This window comes from Dyadobacter sp. SG02, from assembly GCF_900109045.1.
In the GTDB taxonomy this organism is placed as follows: Bacteria; Bacteroidota; Bacteroidia; order Cytophagales; family Spirosomataceae; genus Dyadobacter.
The window spans coordinates 227,402-247,555 of the sequence record NZ_FNYL01000008.1 but is presented as its reverse complement, the minus strand read 5'-3'; the positions used below and the strand labels follow the sequence as shown (position 1 = coordinate 247,555).

At 50.9% G+C, this 20,154-nt stretch carries 16 protein-coding genes; 4 read left to right on the top strand and 12 right to left on the bottom strand.

The features are described 5' to 3' along the window. Position 1: 1 nt before the first annotated feature. From BMW93_RS20250 to BMW93_RS20225, 6 genes are all read right to left on the bottom strand, one after another. The gene (locus BMW93_RS20250; protein ID WP_218147714.1) at positions 2–3,499 is read right to left on the bottom strand and encodes a TonB-dependent receptor; all 3,498 of its coding nucleotides are present in this window, start codon (positions 3,497–3,499) and stop codon (positions 2–4) included. A gap of 21 nt (positions 3,500–3,520) precedes the next feature. After that, entirely contained in the window at positions 3,521–4,606 is a 1,086-nt protein-coding gene (locus BMW93_RS20245; protein WP_090380486.1) for a FecR family protein, read from the bottom strand. 88 nt (positions 4,607–4,694) lie between these two features. Next, complete coding sequence (locus BMW93_RS20240) at positions 4,695–5,294, bottom strand: RNA polymerase sigma factor (RefSeq protein ID WP_177194138.1); 600 nt, start codon at positions 5,292–5,294, stop codon at positions 4,695–4,697. A 119-nt stretch (positions 5,295–5,413) separates the two neighbouring features. Next, a complete protein-coding gene (locus BMW93_RS20235; RefSeq protein WP_090380481.1) occupies positions 5,414–6,652 on the bottom strand; it encodes a DUF6786 family protein in 1,239 nt (412 codons plus the stop codon). Positions 6,653–6,654: 2 nt separating this feature from the next. After that, positions 6,655–7,737 (bottom strand): L-rhamnose/proton symporter RhaT, encoded by a 1,083-nt coding sequence (gene rhaT, locus BMW93_RS20230; protein WP_090380476.1) that lies wholly within the window; start codon positions 7,735–7,737, stop codon positions 6,655–6,657. An 86-nt stretch (positions 7,738–7,823) separates the two neighbouring features. After that, positions 7,824–10,091: an FG-GAP-like repeat-containing protein gene (locus BMW93_RS20225; RefSeq protein ID WP_090380473.1), complete on the bottom strand. Its 2,268-nt coding sequence runs from the start codon at positions 10,089–10,091 to the stop codon at positions 7,824–7,826. Positions 10,092–10,224: 133 nt separating this feature from the next. Here BMW93_RS20225 and murF point away from each other — a divergent pair, with 133 nt between their 5' ends. The 3 genes from murF (at position 10,225) to BMW93_RS20210 (ending at position 12,996) form a co-directional block, all read left to right on the top strand. Further along, positions 10,225–11,532: a UDP-N-acetylmuramoyl-tripeptide--D-alanyl-D-alanine ligase gene (gene murF / locus BMW93_RS20220; protein WP_090380470.1), complete on the top strand. Its 1,308-nt coding sequence runs from the start codon at positions 10,225–10,227 to the stop codon at positions 11,530–11,532. Between the two features lie 216 nt (positions 11,533–11,748). Next, the gene (locus BMW93_RS20215; RefSeq protein ID WP_090380468.1) at positions 11,749–12,300 is read left to right on the top strand and encodes a peroxiredoxin; all 552 of its coding nucleotides are present in this window, start codon (positions 11,749–11,751) and stop codon (positions 12,298–12,300) included. A 105-nt stretch (positions 12,301–12,405) separates the two neighbouring features. Further along, positions 12,406–12,996, top strand: a complete 591-nt coding sequence (locus tag BMW93_RS20210; RefSeq protein ID WP_090380466.1) for a carboxymuconolactone decarboxylase family protein — start codon at positions 12,406–12,408, stop codon at positions 12,994–12,996. Between the two features lie 92 nt (positions 12,997–13,088). On the opposite strand, the gene BMW93_RS20205 is transcribed toward BMW93_RS20210, so the two are convergent. The 6 genes from BMW93_RS20205 to BMW93_RS20180 form a co-directional block, all read right to left on the bottom strand. Continuing rightward, positions 13,089–13,844, bottom strand: a complete 756-nt coding sequence (locus BMW93_RS20205) for a carboxypeptidase-like regulatory domain-containing protein (protein WP_143061682.1) — start codon at positions 13,842–13,844, stop codon at positions 13,089–13,091. A 7-nt stretch (positions 13,845–13,851) separates the two neighbouring features. After that, positions 13,852–14,676 carry a hypothetical protein gene (locus BMW93_RS20200; RefSeq protein ID WP_090380461.1) on the bottom strand — a complete coding sequence of 275 codons (825 nt, stop codon included), beginning with the start codon at positions 14,674–14,676 and terminating at the stop codon, positions 13,852–13,854. Between the two features lie 14 nt (positions 14,677–14,690). Next, positions 14,691–15,023: a hypothetical protein gene (locus tag BMW93_RS20195; protein ID WP_143061681.1), complete on the bottom strand. Its 333-nt coding sequence runs from the start codon at positions 15,021–15,023 to the stop codon at positions 14,691–14,693. Positions 15,024–15,036: 13 nt separating this feature from the next. Further along, a complete protein-coding gene (locus tag BMW93_RS20190) occupies positions 15,037–16,503 on the bottom strand; it encodes a PKD domain-containing protein (RefSeq protein WP_090380455.1) in 1,467 nt (488 codons plus the stop codon). Positions 16,504–16,651: 148 nt separating this feature from the next. After that, positions 16,652–17,377 (bottom strand): LytTR family DNA-binding domain-containing protein, encoded by a 726-nt coding sequence (locus BMW93_RS20185; RefSeq protein WP_090380452.1) that lies wholly within the window; start codon positions 17,375–17,377, stop codon positions 16,652–16,654. Further along, entirely contained in the window at positions 17,377–18,474 is a 1,098-nt protein-coding gene (locus BMW93_RS20180) for a sensor histidine kinase (protein ID WP_090380448.1), read from the bottom strand. The genes BMW93_RS20185 and BMW93_RS20180 overlap by 1 nt, the downstream gene beginning before the upstream one ends. 301 nt (positions 18,475–18,775) lie before the next feature. Between BMW93_RS20180 and ahcY the strand changes: the two genes are divergently transcribed. Beyond that, positions 18,776–20,092: an adenosylhomocysteinase gene (gene ahcY / locus BMW93_RS20175; RefSeq protein WP_090380446.1), complete on the top strand. Its 1,317-nt coding sequence runs from the start codon at positions 18,776–18,778 to the stop codon at positions 20,090–20,092. Positions 20,093–20,154: the final 62 nt, after the last annotated feature.

Here is a 20,154-nt window from a genome sequence, read left to right as displayed (position 1 = left end):
GTTAGAAAGTGATATTCAAACCGAAATTGGCCATTTTGGTCACCGGGTAACCCAGCGAAGCGTCGTTCTCGGGATCGAGGTGGCCCATTTTCAAATGCGCCCAGGTGAAGTAGTTCTGCGCACTCACATACACCCGCATTTTGCTCACGCCGATGGCTTTTAAGGAACCCGCGGGCAGCGTATAACCGAGTACCAGGTTTTTCAGGCGCGTGAAAGAGCGGTTCATGACGAAAAAGTCATTCGCCGTGTGGTTGGTATTGCTATGCGTGCTGAGTGCCGGGTAAGTGATCTTCTCGCCGGCGGCATACCGTTCGGGTGTCCAGGCTGTTTTGTGGTAATCAAAATAGGTTCCCCGGATAATGTATTCGTAGACTCCTTGCTGGGAATAATTGCTCGAATATTTGCCTACCCCCTGAAAGAATGTGGTAAGGTCGAAGCCCTTGTATTCAAAAGTAAGCGAGAGGCCGTAGATCACCCGTGGAATGTTGGAATAGCCGATCGGCGCCTGGTCTTTGTCGTCGATCACGCCGTCTTTGTTCAAATCCACGTATTTGAAATCGCCTATCCGAGGCTCGCCGAAGCCATAGGTGGTGGTTTTGAGATAACTGTCGAGTTCTTCTTTTGAATTAAAATACCCGTTCCCATTGCTGTAATCGATTTTATAGCCCCACGACTGGTTGAGCGAAAAGCCCGTGGAACGGTAGCGATAAGCATAGGTCTCGTCCCGCGCCGATTCATCCACAAACTTCACGGTATTATGGTTGTAACCGTAATTCCCGGAAACCATTATCCTGAAATCTTTGGAAAATGCTTTGTTATAGGACAATTCCAGTTCAAAACCTTTGTTATCCACCAAACCCATATTCACTTTTGGAATATTGCCCAGCGGCACGCCCTGGAATTCCGGCACGGTTCCGCGGGAGATCAGGATATTGCTGCGACGCTCTTTGAATACATCCACAGAAAGGTTGAGGTCGCGCAAAACCTGCACATCGAGACCATAGTTCTGTTTTTTGGCGATCTCCCAGGTGATATTCGGGTTGCCTAGCAAGCCCTGGTTGACCGTTTGTCCTAAACCCAGGCTCGGCAATGGCCCGCTTCCACCGAGTGTAATGTCGCTCTGGTAAAGAAACCGGGCGCTGCCCATTTTATCATTCCCCACCTTGCCATACGAAGCCCGCAGTTTCAGGTTGGTGATGTAGCGGTTGTTTTTAAGAAAATTCTCATTGCTGATGACCCAACCGGCCGAAAACGCGGGAAAAAAGCCGTAGCGGTGCCCCGGTGCAAACTGCTCCGAGCCATTGTAACCCATATTGACTTCGGCCAGGTAACGTTCGTCGTAGCCATAAGTAGCCCTCGCAGCCACACCCAGCACATTGAATGGGATCTCACCACCCGTCGATTCCCAGGTATCGCGCTGGCCGAGGATCATCCCCGTCACATCGTGCTTGCCGAATGCCCGGGCGTAGTTGATCGAGCCCTGCATATTGATATTGTAGCGCGAATCAGCACTCTTTGACAGTGAGAGCAGCGTTTCATCCGAACGTTTCACGGCATAGCTGAGCTTGTCGTTCACCATATCCACTTCGGCCAGATACAGTCTTTCGGATTTCTTGCCCTGCATGGCTGTTGTCGCTTTGGAATCGTATGAGAGCATTCCTTTCAGGCTCAAACCTTTGGTGATGACGTTACTTAAATCCCACTCCGCGCCGAAAGATGCATTCAGGTTGGAGCGGACTTCGTTGCGGGCGCCCATGCGGTTCATGATTTCGAATGCGGAGCGGTCCATATAACCCGGATCAACGATCTGGCCCGGCGCGACGCCGAAGCCGTCGATGGTAGTAGGGCCGGGTGTAATGGGCAAAATCGTTTGCGCCTGGTAAATGAGGTCGCTCATCATCCAGCCGGTGTCGCTGTCGCCGTAGAGCCAGGCTGCGGGCATATTCACCTGTTCGATGTAGCTTCCGATATTCAGGAACGATTTCAGGGAGTTTGTCACCTTGTAATCGAGGTTCGCGCGGAAGTTGTAGCGGTCCATTTTGGCGGCGGGATCGTAGCCCAGCACTGATTTCGGCTCGGTATTGAGGTTACCGCCCTGGTGCAGATACCCGCCATTCACAAAGTAGGAAACCTTGTCGGTACCGCCGGTCACGTTCATGTTCACGCGCGTCTGCGGGGCGTAGCGCGAGATGTACTCGCGGTAGTAGTCGTGGTCGGGATAAATGTATTTCCGCACCATTGCCTTTCTGGCATAATCGGGGTCGTTGGGGTCGAGGCCGGCGAGCGGGTTGGCGTATTTGGCCATTACTTCCTCGGGAAAAGGTAATGGCGTAATGCCATCGTTTTTGGAAGCCTCGTTGCGCAGGGCCATGTATTCGAGCGAATGCAGGCGCTCGGGCTCACGTGTGAAAGAGGTGAAGCTCTGTTCGGCATTGATCGTCAGTTCGTTCTTACCGGCGCTGCCGCGTTTGGTGGTGATCAGAATTACCCCGTTTGCACCGCGTACACCGAAAACGGCTGTCGCCGAAGCATCCTTCAGAATCGAAACAGAAGCTACCTCGCTGGCGTCGAGCGTGCGGATATTGTCGCGGGGCACACCGTCGATGAGGATCAGCGGGCTCCGGCCATTCGTCGTAGCGGCGCCCCGGAGGTACATCGTGGCGTCATCGCGTCCCGGCTGGCCCCCACCCGACTGGATGGAGGTCAGGCCCGGTAAGCGTCCCGACAAAGAATTGGCCAAGCTTGCTGATGAACTCTGCTGCAATACTTCCGACGTGACCGACGACACCGAGCCGGTCACTGATACCTTTTTCTGCTCGCCAAAACCTACCACGACAACTTCTTCCAATGCTTTTTCATCGACTTTCAATGTAATATCGAGGTTGGTAGCGCTGCCGAGCTGGATTTCCCGGCTCACATAACCCACAAAACTGAATATGACAATATCCTTATCCTCCGGTACCGAAAGCTGGTAAATGCCCTCGATATTGGTAGAAGTACCAACGGTCGTTCCCTTTACCACCACGCTCGCGCCGGGAATGGGTTCACCTTTTTCATCGAGTACTTTGCCAGTGATTTCACGGTCGGTATCTTTTGGGACCGTGTTTTCAAAGGATTCCGTTTTCAGAGAAGTCTTCTTTTCCGCTGCCTTTCTGAGCAGTATCGTTTTTTTGGTAACCTTATATTCAATGCCCAGCGGGCCGAGCAGTGTTTCGAGCACGGAATCGAGCCGCTGGTTCTGGTAGTCGAGCGTCACTTTGCGTTCGGCGTGGATTACCTCGGCGCTGTAAATGAAGCGTACCTTCGTCTGACCTTCTATTTTTTCCAGCACTTTTTCCATATCCATATCAGTAACGGATATTGATATACGCTGACTCAAAATCTCCTGCGCGCGCAGGTCTTTCGCCAGTGAAAGTTGCGCACAGAGCATCCACAGCAAACACGGGACAATGCTGATTTTCATGATCTGCCCAATGATCTCCTTGTAATGTTTTCCCATAAGTAAAAAGGTTAAGTAATGCTATTCGCAACCTTCGGAGGCGACAACCACCGTGCTGCTGCCATGCGTTTCATACCGTGCATTCACGACCGCGCAAATGAGGTCCAGCTTTTCGTGCACCGGCTCGTCGCCCAGCTTGGCCGTAAGCGTGCAATGCGCAATGGTTTTAGCGTCGAACTGAATGCGAATGCCGTAGATTTTTTCCAGTTCGGCAAATACCTCGGCCAGCGGCGTCCGTCTGAACTCGAAGTTCTGGCTTTCTGCGGGCAGGTTGAGCAGAATCGGTTTCTGTACCGTTTTGGTGACCATATTTTGGCTTTTGCGGTTGAATGTAACCTGTTCGTTTGGCTTCAAAATCAGCTTTTTCCCGGCGCTAATCTCGCTTTTACCTCCATCCTTCGATGCTGAAACTTCCACCAAACCTGTTTTCACGACCAGTTCCACATTGTCGTCCTCGTCATTGGCCTTGATACTGAAACTCGTGCCTTTGACTTTGGTGACCATCGAGCCTGCGTACACAAAAAACGGTTGATCCGGGTTTTTCACGACTTCGAAAAACGCTTCCCCACGCAGGGTAACTTGCCGGCGATCTGCTGCGAATGCTGCGGGATAGCTGATTCGCGCATGTTTTTTCAGGATCACCGAGCTGCCGTCGGGCAGGTTCACGAGCTGTATGGCATGGGTTTCGTTATAAACTTCCAATTGATCGGCATTGTCCGCGTCGCGGAGCCCTGCTACAAAAGTTTGCAGGCTGTGAAGGCTTTCTTTTTCCCTGAATAATGCCGTTACAATGCCTGATGCAAGCAATAGCATAGCTGCCATTTTGAGCCAATTGCTTTTCCACCAGGGCAATGCGCGCAGTTTCTCGTCCGGAATCGCATTCAGGATTTCGCTCACACGCAGCTTCACTTCCGAGTCGGGCAGCGCGTCGAGCTCGCCCCGGACGGCTAGCAATATCTCGCGGGCTTGCTCGATGTTCGAAAGCTGGCCTGGATTGTTTTGAACAAATTCTATCCAGAAACCGTCCTGCTCGCCATGATAAACCCAGCGCTGAAACGCCGCGTCGTCAAGCCAATCCTTCACCTGGAAGTGACTATAATTATTCATGGATTTTGTTTAACTATTTGCTTTGATACGATGAGTAACCCGTTCGCAAATAGTACCCATGGGTTTCAAAAAAATTTTCGGAAAATTTTCAGTACCGGGAAATTTCGGAGCATAATGCGAGGAAGATAGCTGCATGCTGCCAGTATTCGCGTAGTTTCTGGATACCGTATTGCAGGTAATTGGCCACAGCCTGCCGTTGCAATCCCATTACGGTCGCGATCTCTTCGTAGGACAGGTTTTCGTAATATTTGAGGTAGAGGGCTTCCTTCTGGCGTTTGGGCAATGCGTCGATGGCCTGTTTCAGGCGGTGGCTCGTCAGCTGGTCCGTTTCCTGAACGATCCAGTCGGATTCGGGGGAAATGTCATCTTCGACGTCATCGTCGCGGATGTCGGAGAAAACCGATTGCCTGCGGATGCGGCGGATGAGGTTGTTCCGCAGCGATTGGAAGAGGTAGGGTTTGATGGCGGCAATATAGGAGAGCGTTTCGCGCTTTTCCCAGATTTCGAGGAAAAGGTCCTGCAAACAGTCCTTGATCAGGTCGCGGTCGGGCGTGAAACGGGTACCGTAATGGTAGAGCACGGCGTAGTTCAGCTCGGTGAGCTCGCCGAACGCACTTTTATCCCCTGCACAAAACTGCTGCCAGCGTGTGATCAGATAGGTTTCTGATGAACGTTCTGAATTTTTCACAGGATCAGGAATAGTCAGCGGTCTGAAATACGCTCCTTGATGTTCGGCAAACGCCCGGCATCAATACGTAAATATCTGTACTGACTAAGCCTCAACTATCCTGCCCTGTCATGTTTTATTTAAAAAATTTCTCCGATTTGGTCAATATTTACACCAAGTACCTTTTCTGCGATCGCATTCAGCGCCGCCTTGTCGCCTTCGAAATGGAACGTGCTCTGCCGGTGCGTAATGGCTTCACCTCCCTTCAACGCCTTCACCGACGAGTTCGATTCCAGCTCATAGAATGGTCCCATTTGTGTTCCGTCGGCCAGTTTGCCGTCGTTATAGGCATTCAATGCGTCGCCGTTGTAAGGATCTTTGTGTAGCTCCCAGGTCGATTTCATATACTGACCGCGCGGATCGAGGTCGTATTGGATAATGGTGAGAATGCCTTTTTCCGCGTCGTAGCTCCCGGCAACATTTCGGGCCGATTTCGGGGCGATGCCGATCTTGCTGCGGTGCTTGCCGTCGGCTTTGAGGAACAATACCGAGTCTTTGACAACGAGCCTCTCGGCTGGTATTTTACCAAAATAGTCGTCGGTAATGAGCGGCTTTTCGGATAATGCTTTGGAAAACGGCGCGATGATCGTCGTCTTATCCGATGGCCGGAACATGCCCAACAGCCAGATGCCCAGCATACCGGTTTCGGGTTTCCACGCCTCGTCTTTGTTCGTCACTGAATTAATGGAGCGGTAAGCAACGGCTTTGACGCCGCTCAATGCCGGCAGATCAAGCAGATTAGCGATATTTTCCTTTGTCAGCATTTGTACCTTTCGGCTGATCCCGATCACGAACATCTTGCCCGAGTAATTCTCGATCATCGCATCGACCTCAAACCGTACCGATGAAGCATCCGATTCCGCGACTTTATAAGCGACCGTATCGATCAGCGCCGGCGTCTGCCAGTTTTCGAACTCAAAGCTTTGTCCCTTTTTGAAATACACCGAAAACTGCCCGCCTTCGGGCGACAGCCAGAAACGTTCTTCGCCGCCGAAACCGTTCATATGCAGCTGGTACTGACCGCTTTCGATGAGTTTGTAGTTGATCCATCCGTAGCTGTTACCGCTATCGCCGTTGGCCGTGCTGGTCATCACCCTGCCTTGAAAGGCAGGGTTAATGAGCGCCCTGGCTTCGGGATTGTCCGGGGCCGTGAGGACGATGGTTTCTTTGTATTTCTTCAAAAATGCGAGGTCGTAACCGAATGTACCGGCTGCCTGCGTTTGCTGTTTTTCCAACTTGTTCTGATCATTTTTGTGTTCCGACGAACAGCCTGCAACCGCTGCCATTATTGCCAGAACTACCGGGTAATGCGCTTTCATGGCTATTCTTTCAAATAGTTGCCATAACCGACGATCAATACGGAAAGAACGATCACCAGAATACCGATGATGATCGAGGAAATGGTCTTTTTACTTACTCCTTTCCACTCTTTCAGGACTAGTCCCCACGAGTTGGCTACCAGGATAATGAATGCCATGTGCAAGATCCATGAACTCGGCCCGTTGCCTAACTTGCTCTCGCCCATGCCGTAAAAGAAAAATTGCAGGAACCACGTAGTACCGGCCAGTGCGGAAAAAATATAGTTTGAAAGCAGCGGCGTCGAAGAATCGGTGTAGTTGCCGAAGGTTTTGTTGCGCGCATTGAGGAGCATACACCAGATGAAATTGGTGGTAAGGCCGCCCCAGAGGATCACCACGTAGGTTACATTGTTTTGAAACAAAAACTCACCCTGCCCCGGATTGGCCGCTTTCCATACCTCGTTCGCTTCCTGCGCCATGACCTTGCCCGCGTCGATCCCGAATGCGAAACAGGCGCTGAGAATACCCGAAATGATCGAAACCGTAAGCCCAAGGCCGATTTTGAATTCGGTATTATCCGCCGCGACGTGGCCGGTTTTACGCAAATCGGCGTCCTTCATGGCCCCCGCCCTGCCACAAATGATGATGCCTATCACACAAACGAGCAATCCTATCAGCACCCATTGCCCCCAGGCATTATTGAAAAGCATTGAAATCGTATCCTTGCCCGGCTGCGGGTTGAATTCGTAATAAACAGAGGGAATTAGTGCGCCGAAAACCGAGCAAAGTCCCAGGATGATCGAGCTCCCGAGCGCGACGCCCAGGTAGCGCACGCCCAGCCCGTACGTGAGGCCGCCTATGCCCCAGAGCACGCCAAAAAAGTAGGTCAGGAAGAGAATGCCGCCGTTGGTATGGGCGATGATTTCGGTGTAACCGGGGATGGTCAGGTAAGCTGCGAGCGGCGGGACGATCAGCCAGGAGAAAAGCCCGCCGACGATCCAGTAGGATTCCCAGGCCCAGCCTTTGACCTGCTTGTAAGGAATATAAAAACTGCCGGAGGCGAAGCCACCGATGAAATGGAAGATAACACCCAGAAGAGCTTGCATGAATAGTTTTTGAATTTTATCATGTAAGAGCGTTCCTCCGGGTATCTACTTGAACACATTACAAGTCTTTAACAGTTGCCGAAGGTTCAATCGCCAACCACCACCTTCCTCACAACCCGACTGTTACCCGCTTTTAGCTCTACCAGGTACAGCCCCGCGGGCCATTGCGCGGTGGATATTTGCTGCGTTTCGTTAGCCCGAATGCTGCGGTTTTTCAGCATAGGCACACCGCCCGTCGTAAGCACGTCGAATGTGCCGGTTTTGGAAGAATATATTCTAAAAAAATCGACGGAAGGATTCGGAAATACCTTTACCTCACCCGCATTGCCCGGTTCCACGCCGGTTACCGACACCGGCAATATGTTGGTCAGCAACCGCACGCCGCCGGCATTGTTGCCGATCGCGACGTCTGGCTTTTTGTCGCCGTTCAGGTCGGCGATGGCTAGCGAGAGGTAGTTACCGAAATTCACATTGCCCGCCTTGCCATTCACGCTTACGATGGTACTGGCGCGGTCGGTCCATTTGCCCCAATCGGCATTGTTGAACACCCGGATCGTTCCGGTATGGTCCACGGTCGCGAGGTCGGGCTTGCCGTCGAGATCGATATCTGCCACGGCTACTTGCGAGAAACGGCCGGCGAAATTGATATCCACGCCTGCGAATGCGTCGGTTTCGAGCTTGAATGTGTATTGTTTGTTGGTACCGGTGTTGGTATAATAGTAAATATTGCCCTGGCTTTTCCCGATGAGCAAGTCGAGGTCGCCATCGCCGTCGGCATCGTAGAAATAGGGCGAATCGCCTATTTGCAGTTCCGCCGGCAATGCTATACTTACCGCGTCGGCCAGGTTCAGTTGCGCCGCGGCGCCGTTTGTCCCTTTGTTGGGAATGTAGCGGTATTCGAGTTTCAGGTTGGAAGTAGCCGTAGCCGCAAAACCCAGGTCGGGTACGCCATCTCCATTAAAATCAGCCCATTGCGGTTTGATATTGTAGATCGAAAGCTTAGGCAATAATTCAAGATAATCCTGCGATTCGAATACAAAATTGGGCTCGGTGGCGGTTCCGGTGTTTCTCAAAAGCCAGAAACTACCTTTATAGCCGCCCGCATACGGCATTCCTCCGGTTCCCATAAGCATATCCAGGTCGCCGTCGCCGTCGATGTCGAAAAAGGAAGGCACCGCATTCTCGCCGACGTCGATCATCTGGTCCTGCAAGAAGTTCTTGCGCACGAGTTTGAAAACCGGCTTATCGCTCGTGCCCTCATTGTGGTAGTACCAGCCCGACGATTTAAAATCGGTCATATTCGCGTCGTTGGCGGGCAGGCTCGGTGCGATCAGCAGGTCTTTGACGCCATCGAAATCCACATCTTCGTAAAAACCGGCCGGGAAAATGTGCAGCGACACGGGGTCAACCGTGGGGTACGTGTTGGTAAAACTTGTAAAATTGGCAATGATGCCTTTCGCTGAGTTGGGCAGGAAAGAAATGTGGTCGTTGCTGATGTGGCCAGCCAAAAGATCCTTGGTGCCGTCGCCGTTCAGGTCGTGCAGGAGAATGGAGTTGCCCGCGTGCAGGATGTGCGCGGGCGAGGCCTCCCGTTTCGAGGGATCGGTTACCACGCCGCAATCGACGCCCACAACGAAATCTTCGAGATCGCCTTTGTGAAAATTGCCCCAGCAATCACCATTACGCTGAAAAACCGGGCTGGCCTGTGTTCCGAGGCTATCTCGTACGCCGAATTTCTCGACGCTCAGGTTCTGGTGCAATTCGATATAGTTACCCGAAAAGTCGAAGGTCAGCAAGTCGAGGTCGCCGTCGTCGTCGATATCGGTAATAGCCGGAATATCGGTCCCCGACACCTGCATATTGATATTCCCCGAGAAGCCTTTGGTATACAAAACATCCCTTACCTTTTTCCACGACCATACATTGCCCGTTTTGACCTGCTGATAAACCACAATGCCCAGTGACGTGCTTGCGAAAAGGTCTTTCAGGCCGTCGCCATTGTAATCGGCGAGGACCATCCAGTTATCCACCTGCGGGAAAAGCGTTTCGTAATAGGGCGCGTGGATGAATGTTTTTTTACCTGCATTCACCGGATCGGGCCCGGCCAGGAATGTGGTAACCTTGCTATTGGTGCGGTCGTAAACCACCAGGTCCTCGTCGGCGTCGTTGTTCAGATGCATTTTCAGGAATTGCGACGCATTGAGGCCGCCGCCCCAGGGATTAGTCATTTTCACGCCGCCAGTCGATACGCTGGTGAGTGTATCGAGCTTGAACCAGGCTTGCTGCGCGAGCAGTTGCGAAGGTTTGTAAAGGCAAGTAAGGAAGAGGATGAAGGAGGTAAATTTGGTTCGCATCGTTGAGGAATAATCTATTAGTTTTGTATGTTTTCGCGTCTACCGCGCGGATTGAGTCCGGACTCCGTATGGGCTAGTTCGTCCTAAACCTAACGAAATAAGCCTGCATTACTTTATAACGATCTGTCAATTCATGTATACTTCCATAGAAACGCTTTACGATATATTCCGCAAGGGCGCCAAAGTTTCCACCGACACCCGCCAGATCACCGACGGCTGCATTTTCTTCGCATTGAAGGGCGACAAATTCGACGGTAACCAATATGCGGCGGAAGCATTGGAAAAAGGTGCGGCCTATGCCGTAGTCGACGACCCGGACGTGGTGACCGGCGACCGGTTTCTCCTCTTCGCCGACGGCCTTACCGCATTGCAGGACCTGGCACGGCATCATCGTAAAACATTGGAAATCCCCGTGGTCGCATTGACCGGTTCCAACGGCAAAACCACCACCAAAGAGCTGATCGCGAAGGTACTTTCGATGAAGTTCAACACGTACGCCACACGCGGGAACCTCAACAACCACATCGGCGTACCGCTCACGATCCTTAGTATCGACCCGGCCAGGCACGAAATGGCCGTCGTTGAAATGGGCGCCAACCATCAGCAGGAAATCGCACTGCTCGCCAGCATCGCGCAGCCTACGCACGGACTCATTACCAACATCGGCAAGGCGCACCTGGAGGGCTTCGGCGGGGTAGCGGGCATTATCAAAGGCAAGGGAGAGCTGTTCGACTACCTTTCCAAGAAAAAGGGAACCGTATTTGTAAACACCACGCAGGATGTGATCATGGACATGGTGAGCAAGCGCCGGGCATTTGGCGAGATCGTATTCTATTGCTCCGAGAACAGTCCGGTGAACCCCACACTGGTGGAGGAAAACCCGAACGTCGTTTTCAGCAACGGCGGCAAGACTGTAACCTCCCATTTACCCGGAAGGTACAATTTCGACAACATTTGCGCCGCGCTGGCGGTAGGAAAGCATTTCGGTGTGGAAGATGCGGATGCATACGAGGCCGTTGCGACGTACGAGCCAGATAACAACCGTTCCCAAATCGTCAAAAAAGGCTCGAATACGGTGATTATGGATGCTTATAATGCCAACCCATCGTCGATGGCGGCGGCTGTGGCAAATTTTGGCAGAATGGAAGCGCCGCGGAAGATCCTTATTCTCGGTGATATGTTCGAGTTGGGCGATGCGGCGCCGGAGGAACATTTGGCTTTGGGAAAACAGATTGCCGGTGAGAAGTTCGACGTCGTAATACTTGCAGGCAAACTCATGCAACATGCGCTGCCCGCATTACCCAAGGCTTACTATTTTCCCGATAAATTCTCCCTGCACAACTGGATTATGGATAACCCGCAGGAAAATACATATTTCCTCATCAAAGGCTCACGCGGGATGTCGCTCGAAACTGTGCTCGGTGTGATGCCCGATAAATAATTTATAATTACAGTTATTATTAGTATAATTATATTGCAAAAATTGATGGCAATATAAATGCCATTTATAATAACTCCGTTCCTATAAATAAAACTAAATTCATTTGATTAAATCAACTCTTTCCTGGCATAATACCAGGTTAGGGTTTGACCCATGTACTCATCGTTCGTAGTTTTGTAACACCAAAAAATACAATTTATAAACAAACGAGCAATCATGGCTAATAGACTGTTATCAGTAGGATCGGTTTTCCCGGAATTCAAAAAAACATCCGTAGTATCGCTTGATAAAGGCAACGAATTCTACGATATTACCTCAGAAGACCACAAAAACGCTGAGAAATGGATGGTAATGTTCTGGTGGCCAAAAGACTTCACTTTTGTGTGCCCTACCGAGATTGCAGAATTCAACAAACACACTGCAGACTTCGCTGACCGCGACACGATCCTGATCGGTGCTTCTACCGACAGCGAGTACGTGCACCTGGCATGGCGCAAAAACCACGACGACCTGCGCGACCTGCAATTCCCGATGCTGGCCGACACTTCGAAATCATTGGCAGAAGAACTGGGTATCCTCGAAGCGAACGAGAAAATCGCTTACCGCGTGACTTACATCGTGGATCCACAAGGTATCATCCGTTGGGTAAGCGTTAACGACCTTTCAGTAGGCCGTAACGTATCTGAGGTATTGCGTGTACTCGATGCATTGCAAACCGACGAGCTTTGCCCTTGCAACTGGCAAAAAGGCGAGGCTACACTTGCCTAAACCATTCCAAAGCAGTTCACAGCGGTCAGTCATTCGCACGCCGGTTCTGTGAACTGCTTTTTTTCTATCCACGGGAAAACCTTCCCGCTCAAAATTCAAACGAACATGTATCCATTTGCAGCCACAGGGAACACGAAAGAGTCCCTGTATAAAGAGGTCAATTTACCTGCGGAATTCGAAAGCGTGCTCATCAACAAGCTCGCGGCACTTGACCATCGTTACCTCAAAGACCTGAAAATCAATGTAGGTAATGTTTTGAAATCACAGACATTGAACCGCAAGGAAGCATTGCTGCTCGCATTGTCGGTGGCGGTGAATGAAAAGAACGCGGCGTTGATCGCTGCGTTGGAAGAACTGGCTACGCAGGAAGGAGCGGACGAGAAGGAAATCGCGGAAGTAACAGCCTGTGTTTCACTCATGAATGCGAACAACGTATTCTACCGTTTCCGCCACTTCATGCACAAGGAGTTTTACGATAATGCGCCTGCGGGCATCAAAATGAGCATTATGGTGAACCCGGTGCTGGGCAAGGAATTCTTCGAGCTATTGAGCCTTGTGATATCCGCATTGAACGGTTGCGAAATGTGCGTCACTTCACACGAGCAATCGGTACTGAACCACGGCGGTACGCAGGCACGTATATTCGATGCAGTTAGGCTCGGAGCGATCTTCAAGAGCTTTTCTGTTTTGGTATAAAACAAAACTAGCCAGGTCTTGAAGATCTGGCTAGTCTCAAATTATCCATCCTATTTCTCTATTGTTTTCTTTGTTGGATACTGCGTATCAGTCTATTCCACATAACTGATGTAAAAGGAATTCCGGCCCCACATTGTGCTGGGTTCGAAATCGATCACCAGCGTGTTCTCATACTCGTCTTCCGAAAAGTGGTTGCGCAGTTTAAGCGGCGATTTGCCGTTTTCCCCGTTGTAATAGGCAGTCATTTCGTACCGGCCCAGGGGAATATCTACCAGGTAGCCATAATTTTTCGAATAGGGTTTTCCTGACTTCATTTTCAACACCGAGCCTTTGGAACCGTCGATGAGGTTGCCAACGGGTGTGAGTGTGAATTCAATATTTTCTTCATCGAAAATGCTGCTGTACAGTGACTTGTTCAGGCCGATCGTCGCTCCGAAATAACCCTCGCCTTCCGGACGCTCGCCCGTGAGCTTCCACTCGAAGTTCCGCACGGCGCCGTCAATGCTGAATGCTTCGAAAACATCCGGGGCCAGGTCCAGCTCATAGCGACGGCCATTGTACTGCTTCACGATCTGGGCCGAGGCCATAAATGTGCCTACTTTGGGGAGCTGGATTTCGTAATTGCCATTCGCATCGGTATTCCCGAGGGAGTACGACGCGTGGATCATTGTATTATCGATCACAACTTCCACACCCTTGATGGGGTTACCCTTCGTGTCGATGACCTTTCCGGTGGCATACCCCTCTTTCGAACCCTGCGAGCCTACGCCCGGCTCGTCGTCGGTGGTGCAGGCTGCAATGGCCCCTATTATCAGGGCCCATTGCAGCATTAAAACCCATTTTTTCATATCCAGCCTACTCGACCTTACGCAACTCGGTGGTGGAAGTATTCTCTTCTCCCTTTTCGATCGACTTCACGATCCCCACGCCCGGCGCCGTCCAGACCGTTACATTAACCAGCTCCGTTGTAATTTCCGGCTCCGTCACCTCGGTTTCGAACTTGGTGTAAACCTCGTACGAATATTCCCATTTGGTGCATTTGAATTCCCCGGCCGGTGTAGTGATGGATTCTTCGGCTACCGCTTTTCCATTCTTATGCGTCATGCGCGCTTCGAGCTTGCCGATCACCGAGCCTTCCTCCCCAACCGGAATTTCCAGTTCCATCAACACTTTGATCGGATCACCTTTGAATGTGAGCGCGCTGTTGACCTTACCGTTATTTTCCAGAAACTGGTATTGCGGGAAGCCTGTGATTTTCAAATCCGAAATGTAAGCGACGTCGTTAATCTCGTTAACCAGCTCTTTCATCGCTACCGGGTAAGGTAACTCGTTGGTCGTTGTGCCCCCTTTTGCATAGGCTTTGGACATGAAAGTCCGCTCCTCTTCATTTTCCCTGATGAAATTACTGATGGTATGCACATCCATTCCGGCTGAGTCTTTGGTACTCACGATTTTGGTGAGCATATCGCCGGTAGAGCCGTCCGAATCGGTGATTTTGTAAGTATAGCTCTTGTCTTTAGTCGGAATGAAAGCCTTTTCGGTACCGCCGTTGTTGCCGCCGTCGGGGTTCGGATTGTCGTCGTCCTTGCAGGCAGTGAAGGACATGGCCAGAACGGCCAGGGCCAATGCCGATTTGGTGAATCTGCTAATGACCAGTGAGGGTGCAATTTTATTTTTCATGGCAAATTTTAGATTTATTGTTCTTGATTCAATTCATAGAGCCTGAGAGCCGACTGACCTGTCGTGTCCCTTTCCAGCTCTTTGCGGAGTTTTTCATTGAGGTACTTTCGTACGGAAAGCTTCCTGATGTCGAGTACCCCGGGCTCCGTCGTCTCCGACACTAGGTGGTTGCTATGAGCATAATACCTGACGATCGTCGATTTTTTATCCGGAGCAGTTTCCGTCACCCAAAAGCCCTTTTCAGGAAACGGCTGACGCGCCGTGCGGGTGGTTTTGCTTGCGGCCCGACCTTGCATGCCGGCGGCGACCAATAGCGCCGCCAGCATATAATGTGCAGTGATTTTCATGGCTTCAAAAACCCTACTCTTTCAGGAGCTTCGCCTGTGCATTGTCTTTGAATGTGTTGACAGTTTCAACGTCGCCATTAATGGTGCCCTGGTAGTTGACGAAGATGCCGTAGCCCCCGCTGTTGGAGATCACCGATTTGCGGATTGTCATGCGCGACTGTCCGCCGTAGACCGCGATGTTGGCCTTCTTGCCCGACACGATCGCAATGTTACCGCCGCCTGATACTTCCGCATTTTCGATCACGTTCTGGTCGCTGGTCGAGAAGCAAATCATTCCTTTCCAGTAAGCAGCCGTATTTTCGGCGCCACGGATGATGATTTTGTTGGTTTCTGTACCTACCGCATTGAAATAACCGTCGTCGATGGTAATGGAGCCAGCACGGCCTACTTCGATAATCACGCCCGGCAGAAGTTTCCAGTTGGCGTCGGAAGTGAGGCTTTCCAGAAGACGGTACGGGCTTTTGTCTTTAAAACCTTTCCAGACCACTTCGGAAGCTGCATTTTTGGGGAGCGCCGAGGCGAAGATCTCCACCACATTGCGGCCGTTGCCGTTAGTAAATTTGGAATCCGTGTCGAGGTTCTTCACGTTTTCCGCACCGATCAGAAGGCCGGCTTCGGTATTGTCTTTGAAGTTGTTCTTTTCAAACGATGCGAGGTTCGCGCCCTGCTGAATGTAAAGGCCGTACCCGGCATTCGCTTCGAAGAGACAGTGTTTGATATTAACTTCTGCCTGGCTACCCAAAACCGCCATGCCCGCTTTGGTAGTGCTGTACAATGGCTTGCTACCTGCGTGCAGTACCTGTACGTATTCGAGCGTGTTCGCGCTGCTCGACGAGCGGAACGTCACACCCGACCAGAAACCTTTCGTCGTTTCCTTGCCGATGAAACGGATCGGGTTCGCCGAGTCGCCTTTTGCGAGCAGTACCCCGCCACCGTCGTTGATTTCCAGACGCGTATCCCGTGCAAATGCGATTACCACGCCCGGTTTGATTTCGAGCTCCGCATTTACCGTCACGTTTGCATTCACGACGTAATCCGGAACATTAGGATTATTGATGCGGTCGGACAGTGTGAGTTTGGCGCGGATGTTGGCGTCGATCACGATCGGTTCGATTACGGTTGCCGTAATCAGGACTTTGTCTTTGCTCTGTCCATTGGCATTGCTGATGGTCAGTTCCACTTCGTACTCACCCGGAAGATCGGCGGTGAAAGTGGGTTTGGCGGTAGTAGCCGAGCCCAGGCTGGCAGTACTTCCCGTCGGTTTTTTACTGAATGCCCAGCTGAATTCGAAAGGCTTGTTCTCGCTGTCGCTGGAAGCGCTACCGTCGAGGTTCACAACAGAGCCTGCATTTACATTCTGGTCCGCGCCTGCTTTGGCGGTCAATGTGTTGGATGGTGTTGGATCTTCGTCCTCCTTGCAGCTACCCAGCAACAGGGCAAAGGACAAGGCTGCCCAAAGAATTCTTCTTGTTTTTAACATGGCTAATATTCCAAATGATTTAAATGAATTACATTCCATTTCTCAATGGCGGTGCAAGTTTAAACCGATTTGGCGAGGCTGAGAAGGGCGGGAAAGCGAGTGTCGATCAACAGCGGATTTTGTCGACAAACGCCTTTTGCGGCGCCGTTTAAAAGGTGAGCTTGAAGCGGCGCTGGCAGTCGTTACGGAAGTTACGGCCAATGGGCAGCTCCTTTCCGGCGATTTCCAGCTTGTGGGAATGGTAACTTTCGACCTTATCGACGGAGACAATGAACGACCGGTGAATGCGGATGAAACCGTCCTCGGGCAGGAGTTCTTCCAAAAGGCTGATTTTCTGTTTTGAAATGAGTGCCTTGTCTTTCAAAACCACTTTGATATAATCCCGCAAGCTCTCGATCCAGTAAATGTCGTTGACGTTCACCTTCACCATTTTACGGTCTACTTTTAAATACAGAAAAACATCCTGGCTGGCCGGCGCAACCTTTTGCGCCACTGATACGGATTGATTGGTAATGTTCAAACCCGTAAAAACCTTGTCCATCGCCCGCAGGAAACGTTCGAAAGGAATTGGTTTCAACAGGTAATCTACCGCATTGAGGTCGAAACCTTCGACGGCGTAGTCCTGGTAAGCGGTGGTAAAAACTACTTTCGGTGGATTTTTAAGGCTTCGGAGCAGGTCGGTACCTTTGAGGCCGGGCATTTTCACGTCGAGGAACATCAGGTCGATCTTTTGCTGCTGCAATACCTGAAATGCCTGGATCGCGTCCTGGCAGCGCGCGGCGACCTCTATTTCCGCAAAATTGGCAAGATAGTTGTCCAGTACTTCGATCGCGTGGGGCTCATCGTCCACCAGAATGGCTTTCAGCTTCATCATCAGATTTCCAAACGTTTATCAAGGTCAATTTCCAGGATCACGGCAAAAACATCTTCCTCGTCCATGATTTTGAGGTTATGGGCCGAAGGATAGAGAATTTCGAGCCGCTTGCGCACATTCGCGAGGCCTATGCTCACGTGATGCGGGCGATCGTCGGGCACGGCGGTTTCGGGTTTACTGTTCGAGATTTTGAATTTCAATGCATTGTTCTTCACCCGCAAATCCATGTTGATCCACGCCTGCCCGATCTGCTCGCTCGCGCCGTGCTTGAACGCATTCTCCACGAGTGGCAATATCAGCAGTGGCGCAATGCGATATTGAGGCAATAAGCCGTTGATACTGAAATTAATATCCAGCCGCTCCTCGTACCGTATTTTTTCAAGTTCAATATAACTTTTGAGAATACTAATATCCCGTTCCAGCTGCACAATCTCCGTATTGGCCTCATAAAGCATGTACCGCAATATCTCCGCGAGGCCCATCACCACACCCGGCGACTGCGGGGATTGTTTCAGCGTCAATGCATACAGGTTATTCAGGGTATTGAACAAAAAATGCGGGTGCAGCTGGCCTTTCAGGAAATTGAGCTCCGCCTCCATCGCCGCCTGCCGCCTGTCGAACCACATTTTGAAAAACTTCACCGACAATGCGATCCAGACGAAAATATTGGTCTGCTCGAATGCGCTGATCAGGTAGGTCGGCTTTGCGAGCTGCTGTTTGAATGTCCCTTCCAGCTTACGCCAGACGAACGTCGGGTCGTTCTTTTTAACCGCATTATAAATAATCGGGTCGGCTACGAGTATTTCCATCAATCGGAATGCCAGCGTGGAACCGATCACGATCAGCAGAAATAACACTATGAACTGCACATATTTCTTGCGATCGAAAAACCGCGGGATGATCACGTAGGCGATCAGATAGAAATAACCGATGTGGATCGGCATAAACAGCGCCACGATGCCGATCGTGAGCCAATAGCCCGGCATGCCTGCGCCGTAAATGATCGTCAGGATCGTCAGAACCGCGAGCCAGAACAGAACGTGCAGGAAAATTCTTTGGTGTTTAACGTTATTCAGGACCGGGAAAACAGGGCGCATAGGAACAAAGATAACGATTTCGGAGGCCAATACCGGCTTTGAAAAGCATTGTCGACCGACGTCATACTATTGTCGACGAACGGCACTTGTCCGGGCAATCATTTGAAGTACAGACAAAATATCTTCGCTAACCGGTGAATCACAGGGGCCTCACCTCATAATGCAGCGATATCCAGCCTTTGAAAGATAAAATATCCAAATTTAATCCTCAAATCAGAATTTGTATCTGCAAATATTCCCTACGGTGGTTTTTCTACTTAGTTTTGTTGTAAAATCAAGATATTAACTAAACTGTAAAATAATGGCAACGTCAACCGAAACGTACATTCCGTACAAGGTAAAAGACATCTCGCTGGCCGAATGGGGCCGTAAAGAAATCACATTGGCAGAAGCTGAAATGCCTGGTTTGATGGCGATCCGTGCCGAATACGGTCCGTCACAGCCTTTGGCAGGTGCGCGTGTTGCGGGTTGCTTGCACATGACGATCCAGACTGCGGTTCTGATCGAAACCCTTACAGCTTTGGGTGCAGAAGTTACCTGGTCTTCGTGTAACATCTTCTCTACCCAGGACCACGCAGCAGCGGCTATCGCGGCAGCGGGTATCCCCGTTTACGCATGGAAAGGAATGAACGAAGAGGAATTCAACTGGTGTATCGAGCAGACTTTGTTCTTCGGCGAAGAGCGTAAGCCCCTCAACATGATCCTCGACGACGGCGGTGACCTTACCAACATGGTATTCGACGACTATCCTGAGCTGATCGACGGTATCAAAGGTCTTTCGGAAGAAACTACAACCGGTGTTCACCGCTTGTACGAGCGCTACAAAAACGGAACGCTCCACCTGCCTTCCATCAATGTAAACGACTCAGTTACAAAGTCTAAATTCGACAACAAATACGGCTGCCGCGAGTCACTGGTTGACTCTATCCGCCGCGCAACCGACCTGATGCTGGCTGGTAAAGTAGCGGTAGTAGCTGGTTACGGTGATGTAGGTAAAGGTTCTGCGGAATCACTCCGTGGCGCAGGCTGCCGCGTGCTCGTTACGGAAATCGACCCGATCTGCGCATTGCAGGCTGCTATGGATGGTTTCGAAGTGGTAACGATGGACGAAGCTGCCGACCGTGCGAACATTTTCGTTACTGCAACTGGTAACTACAAAATTATCACCGACCGTCACTTCCTTAAAATGCGTGATAAGGCGGTAGTTTGTAACATCGGCCACTTCGACAACGAAATCGACATGGCTTGGTTGAACACCACTTACGGCCACACCAAATCGCAAATCAAACCACAGGTTGATATCTATTCTGTTGAAGGAAAAGACATCATCGTGCTGGCAGAAGGCCGTCTGGTGAACCTTGGCTGCGCGATGGGCCACCCGTCGTTTGTAATGTCATGCTCATTCTCGAACCAGACTCTGGCTCAGATCGAACTTTGGACTAACACGGCTGCTTACGAGAAGAAAGTATACGTTCTTCCAAAAGCACTCGATGAGAAAGTAGCTGCGTTGCACCTCGCACACGTAGGTGCGAACCTCGACAAACTGTCGGACGAGCAAGCTGCTTACATCGGCGTATCCGTAGAAGGTCCTTTCAAAGCGGAGACTTACCGTTATTAATAACAGGATTGATATTGAAAGACCCCGCTTCACATTTCGTGGCGGGGTCTTTTTTATGCTGC

Bases quoted from the DNA above. Each gene is read 5' to 3' on its own strand.
- rhaT (WP_090380476.1), bottom strand. From the start codon at position 7,737: ATGCAAGCTCTTCTGGGTGTTATCTTCCATTTCATCGGTGGCTTCGCC.
- BMW93_RS20195 (WP_143061681.1), bottom strand. From the start codon at position 15,023: ATGAAAATCACTGCACATTATATGCTGGCGGCGCTATTGGTCGCCGCC.
- BMW93_RS20215 (WP_090380468.1), top strand. From the start codon at position 11,749: ATGGCTAATAGACTGTTATCAGTAGGATCGGTTTTCCCGGAATTCAAA.
- BMW93_RS20205 (WP_143061682.1), bottom strand. From the start codon at position 13,844: ATGAAAAAATGGGTTTTAATGCTGCAATGGGCCCTGATAATAGGGGCC.
- BMW93_RS20250 (WP_218147714.1), bottom strand. From the start codon at position 3,499: ATGGGAAAACATTACAAGGAGATCATTGGGCAGATCATGAAAATCAGC.
- BMW93_RS20210 (WP_090380466.1), top strand. From the start codon at position 12,406: ATGTATCCATTTGCAGCCACAGGGAACACGAAAGAGTCCCTGTATAAA.
- ahcY (WP_090380446.1), top strand. From the start codon at position 18,776: ATGGCAACGTCAACCGAAACGTACATTCCGTACAAGGTAAAAGACATC.
- BMW93_RS20235 (WP_090380481.1), bottom strand. From the start codon at position 6,652: ATGAAAGCGCATTACCCGGTAGTTCTGGCAATAATGGCAGCGGTTGCA.
- BMW93_RS20180 (WP_090380448.1), bottom strand. From the start codon at position 18,474: ATGCGCCCTGTTTTCCCGGTCCTGAATAACGTTAAACACCAAAGAATT.
- murF (WP_090380470.1), top strand. From the start codon at position 10,225: ATGTATACTTCCATAGAAACGCTTTACGATATATTCCGCAAGGGCGCC.
- BMW93_RS20200 (WP_090380461.1), bottom strand. From the start codon at position 14,676: ATGAAAAATAAAATTGCACCCTCACTGGTCATTAGCAGATTCACCAAA.
- BMW93_RS20225 (WP_090380473.1), bottom strand. From the start codon at position 10,091: ATGCGAACCAAATTTACCTCCTTCATCCTCTTCCTTACTTGCCTTTAC.
- BMW93_RS20185 (WP_090380452.1), bottom strand. From the start codon at position 17,377: ATGATGAAGCTGAAAGCCATTCTGGTGGACGATGAGCCCCACGCGATC.
- BMW93_RS20245 (WP_090380486.1), bottom strand. From the start codon at position 4,606: ATGAATAATTATAGTCACTTCCAGGTGAAGGATTGGCTTGACGACGCG.
- BMW93_RS20190 (WP_090380455.1), bottom strand. From the start codon at position 16,503: ATGTTAAAAACAAGAAGAATTCTTTGGGCAGCCTTGTCCTTTGCCCTG.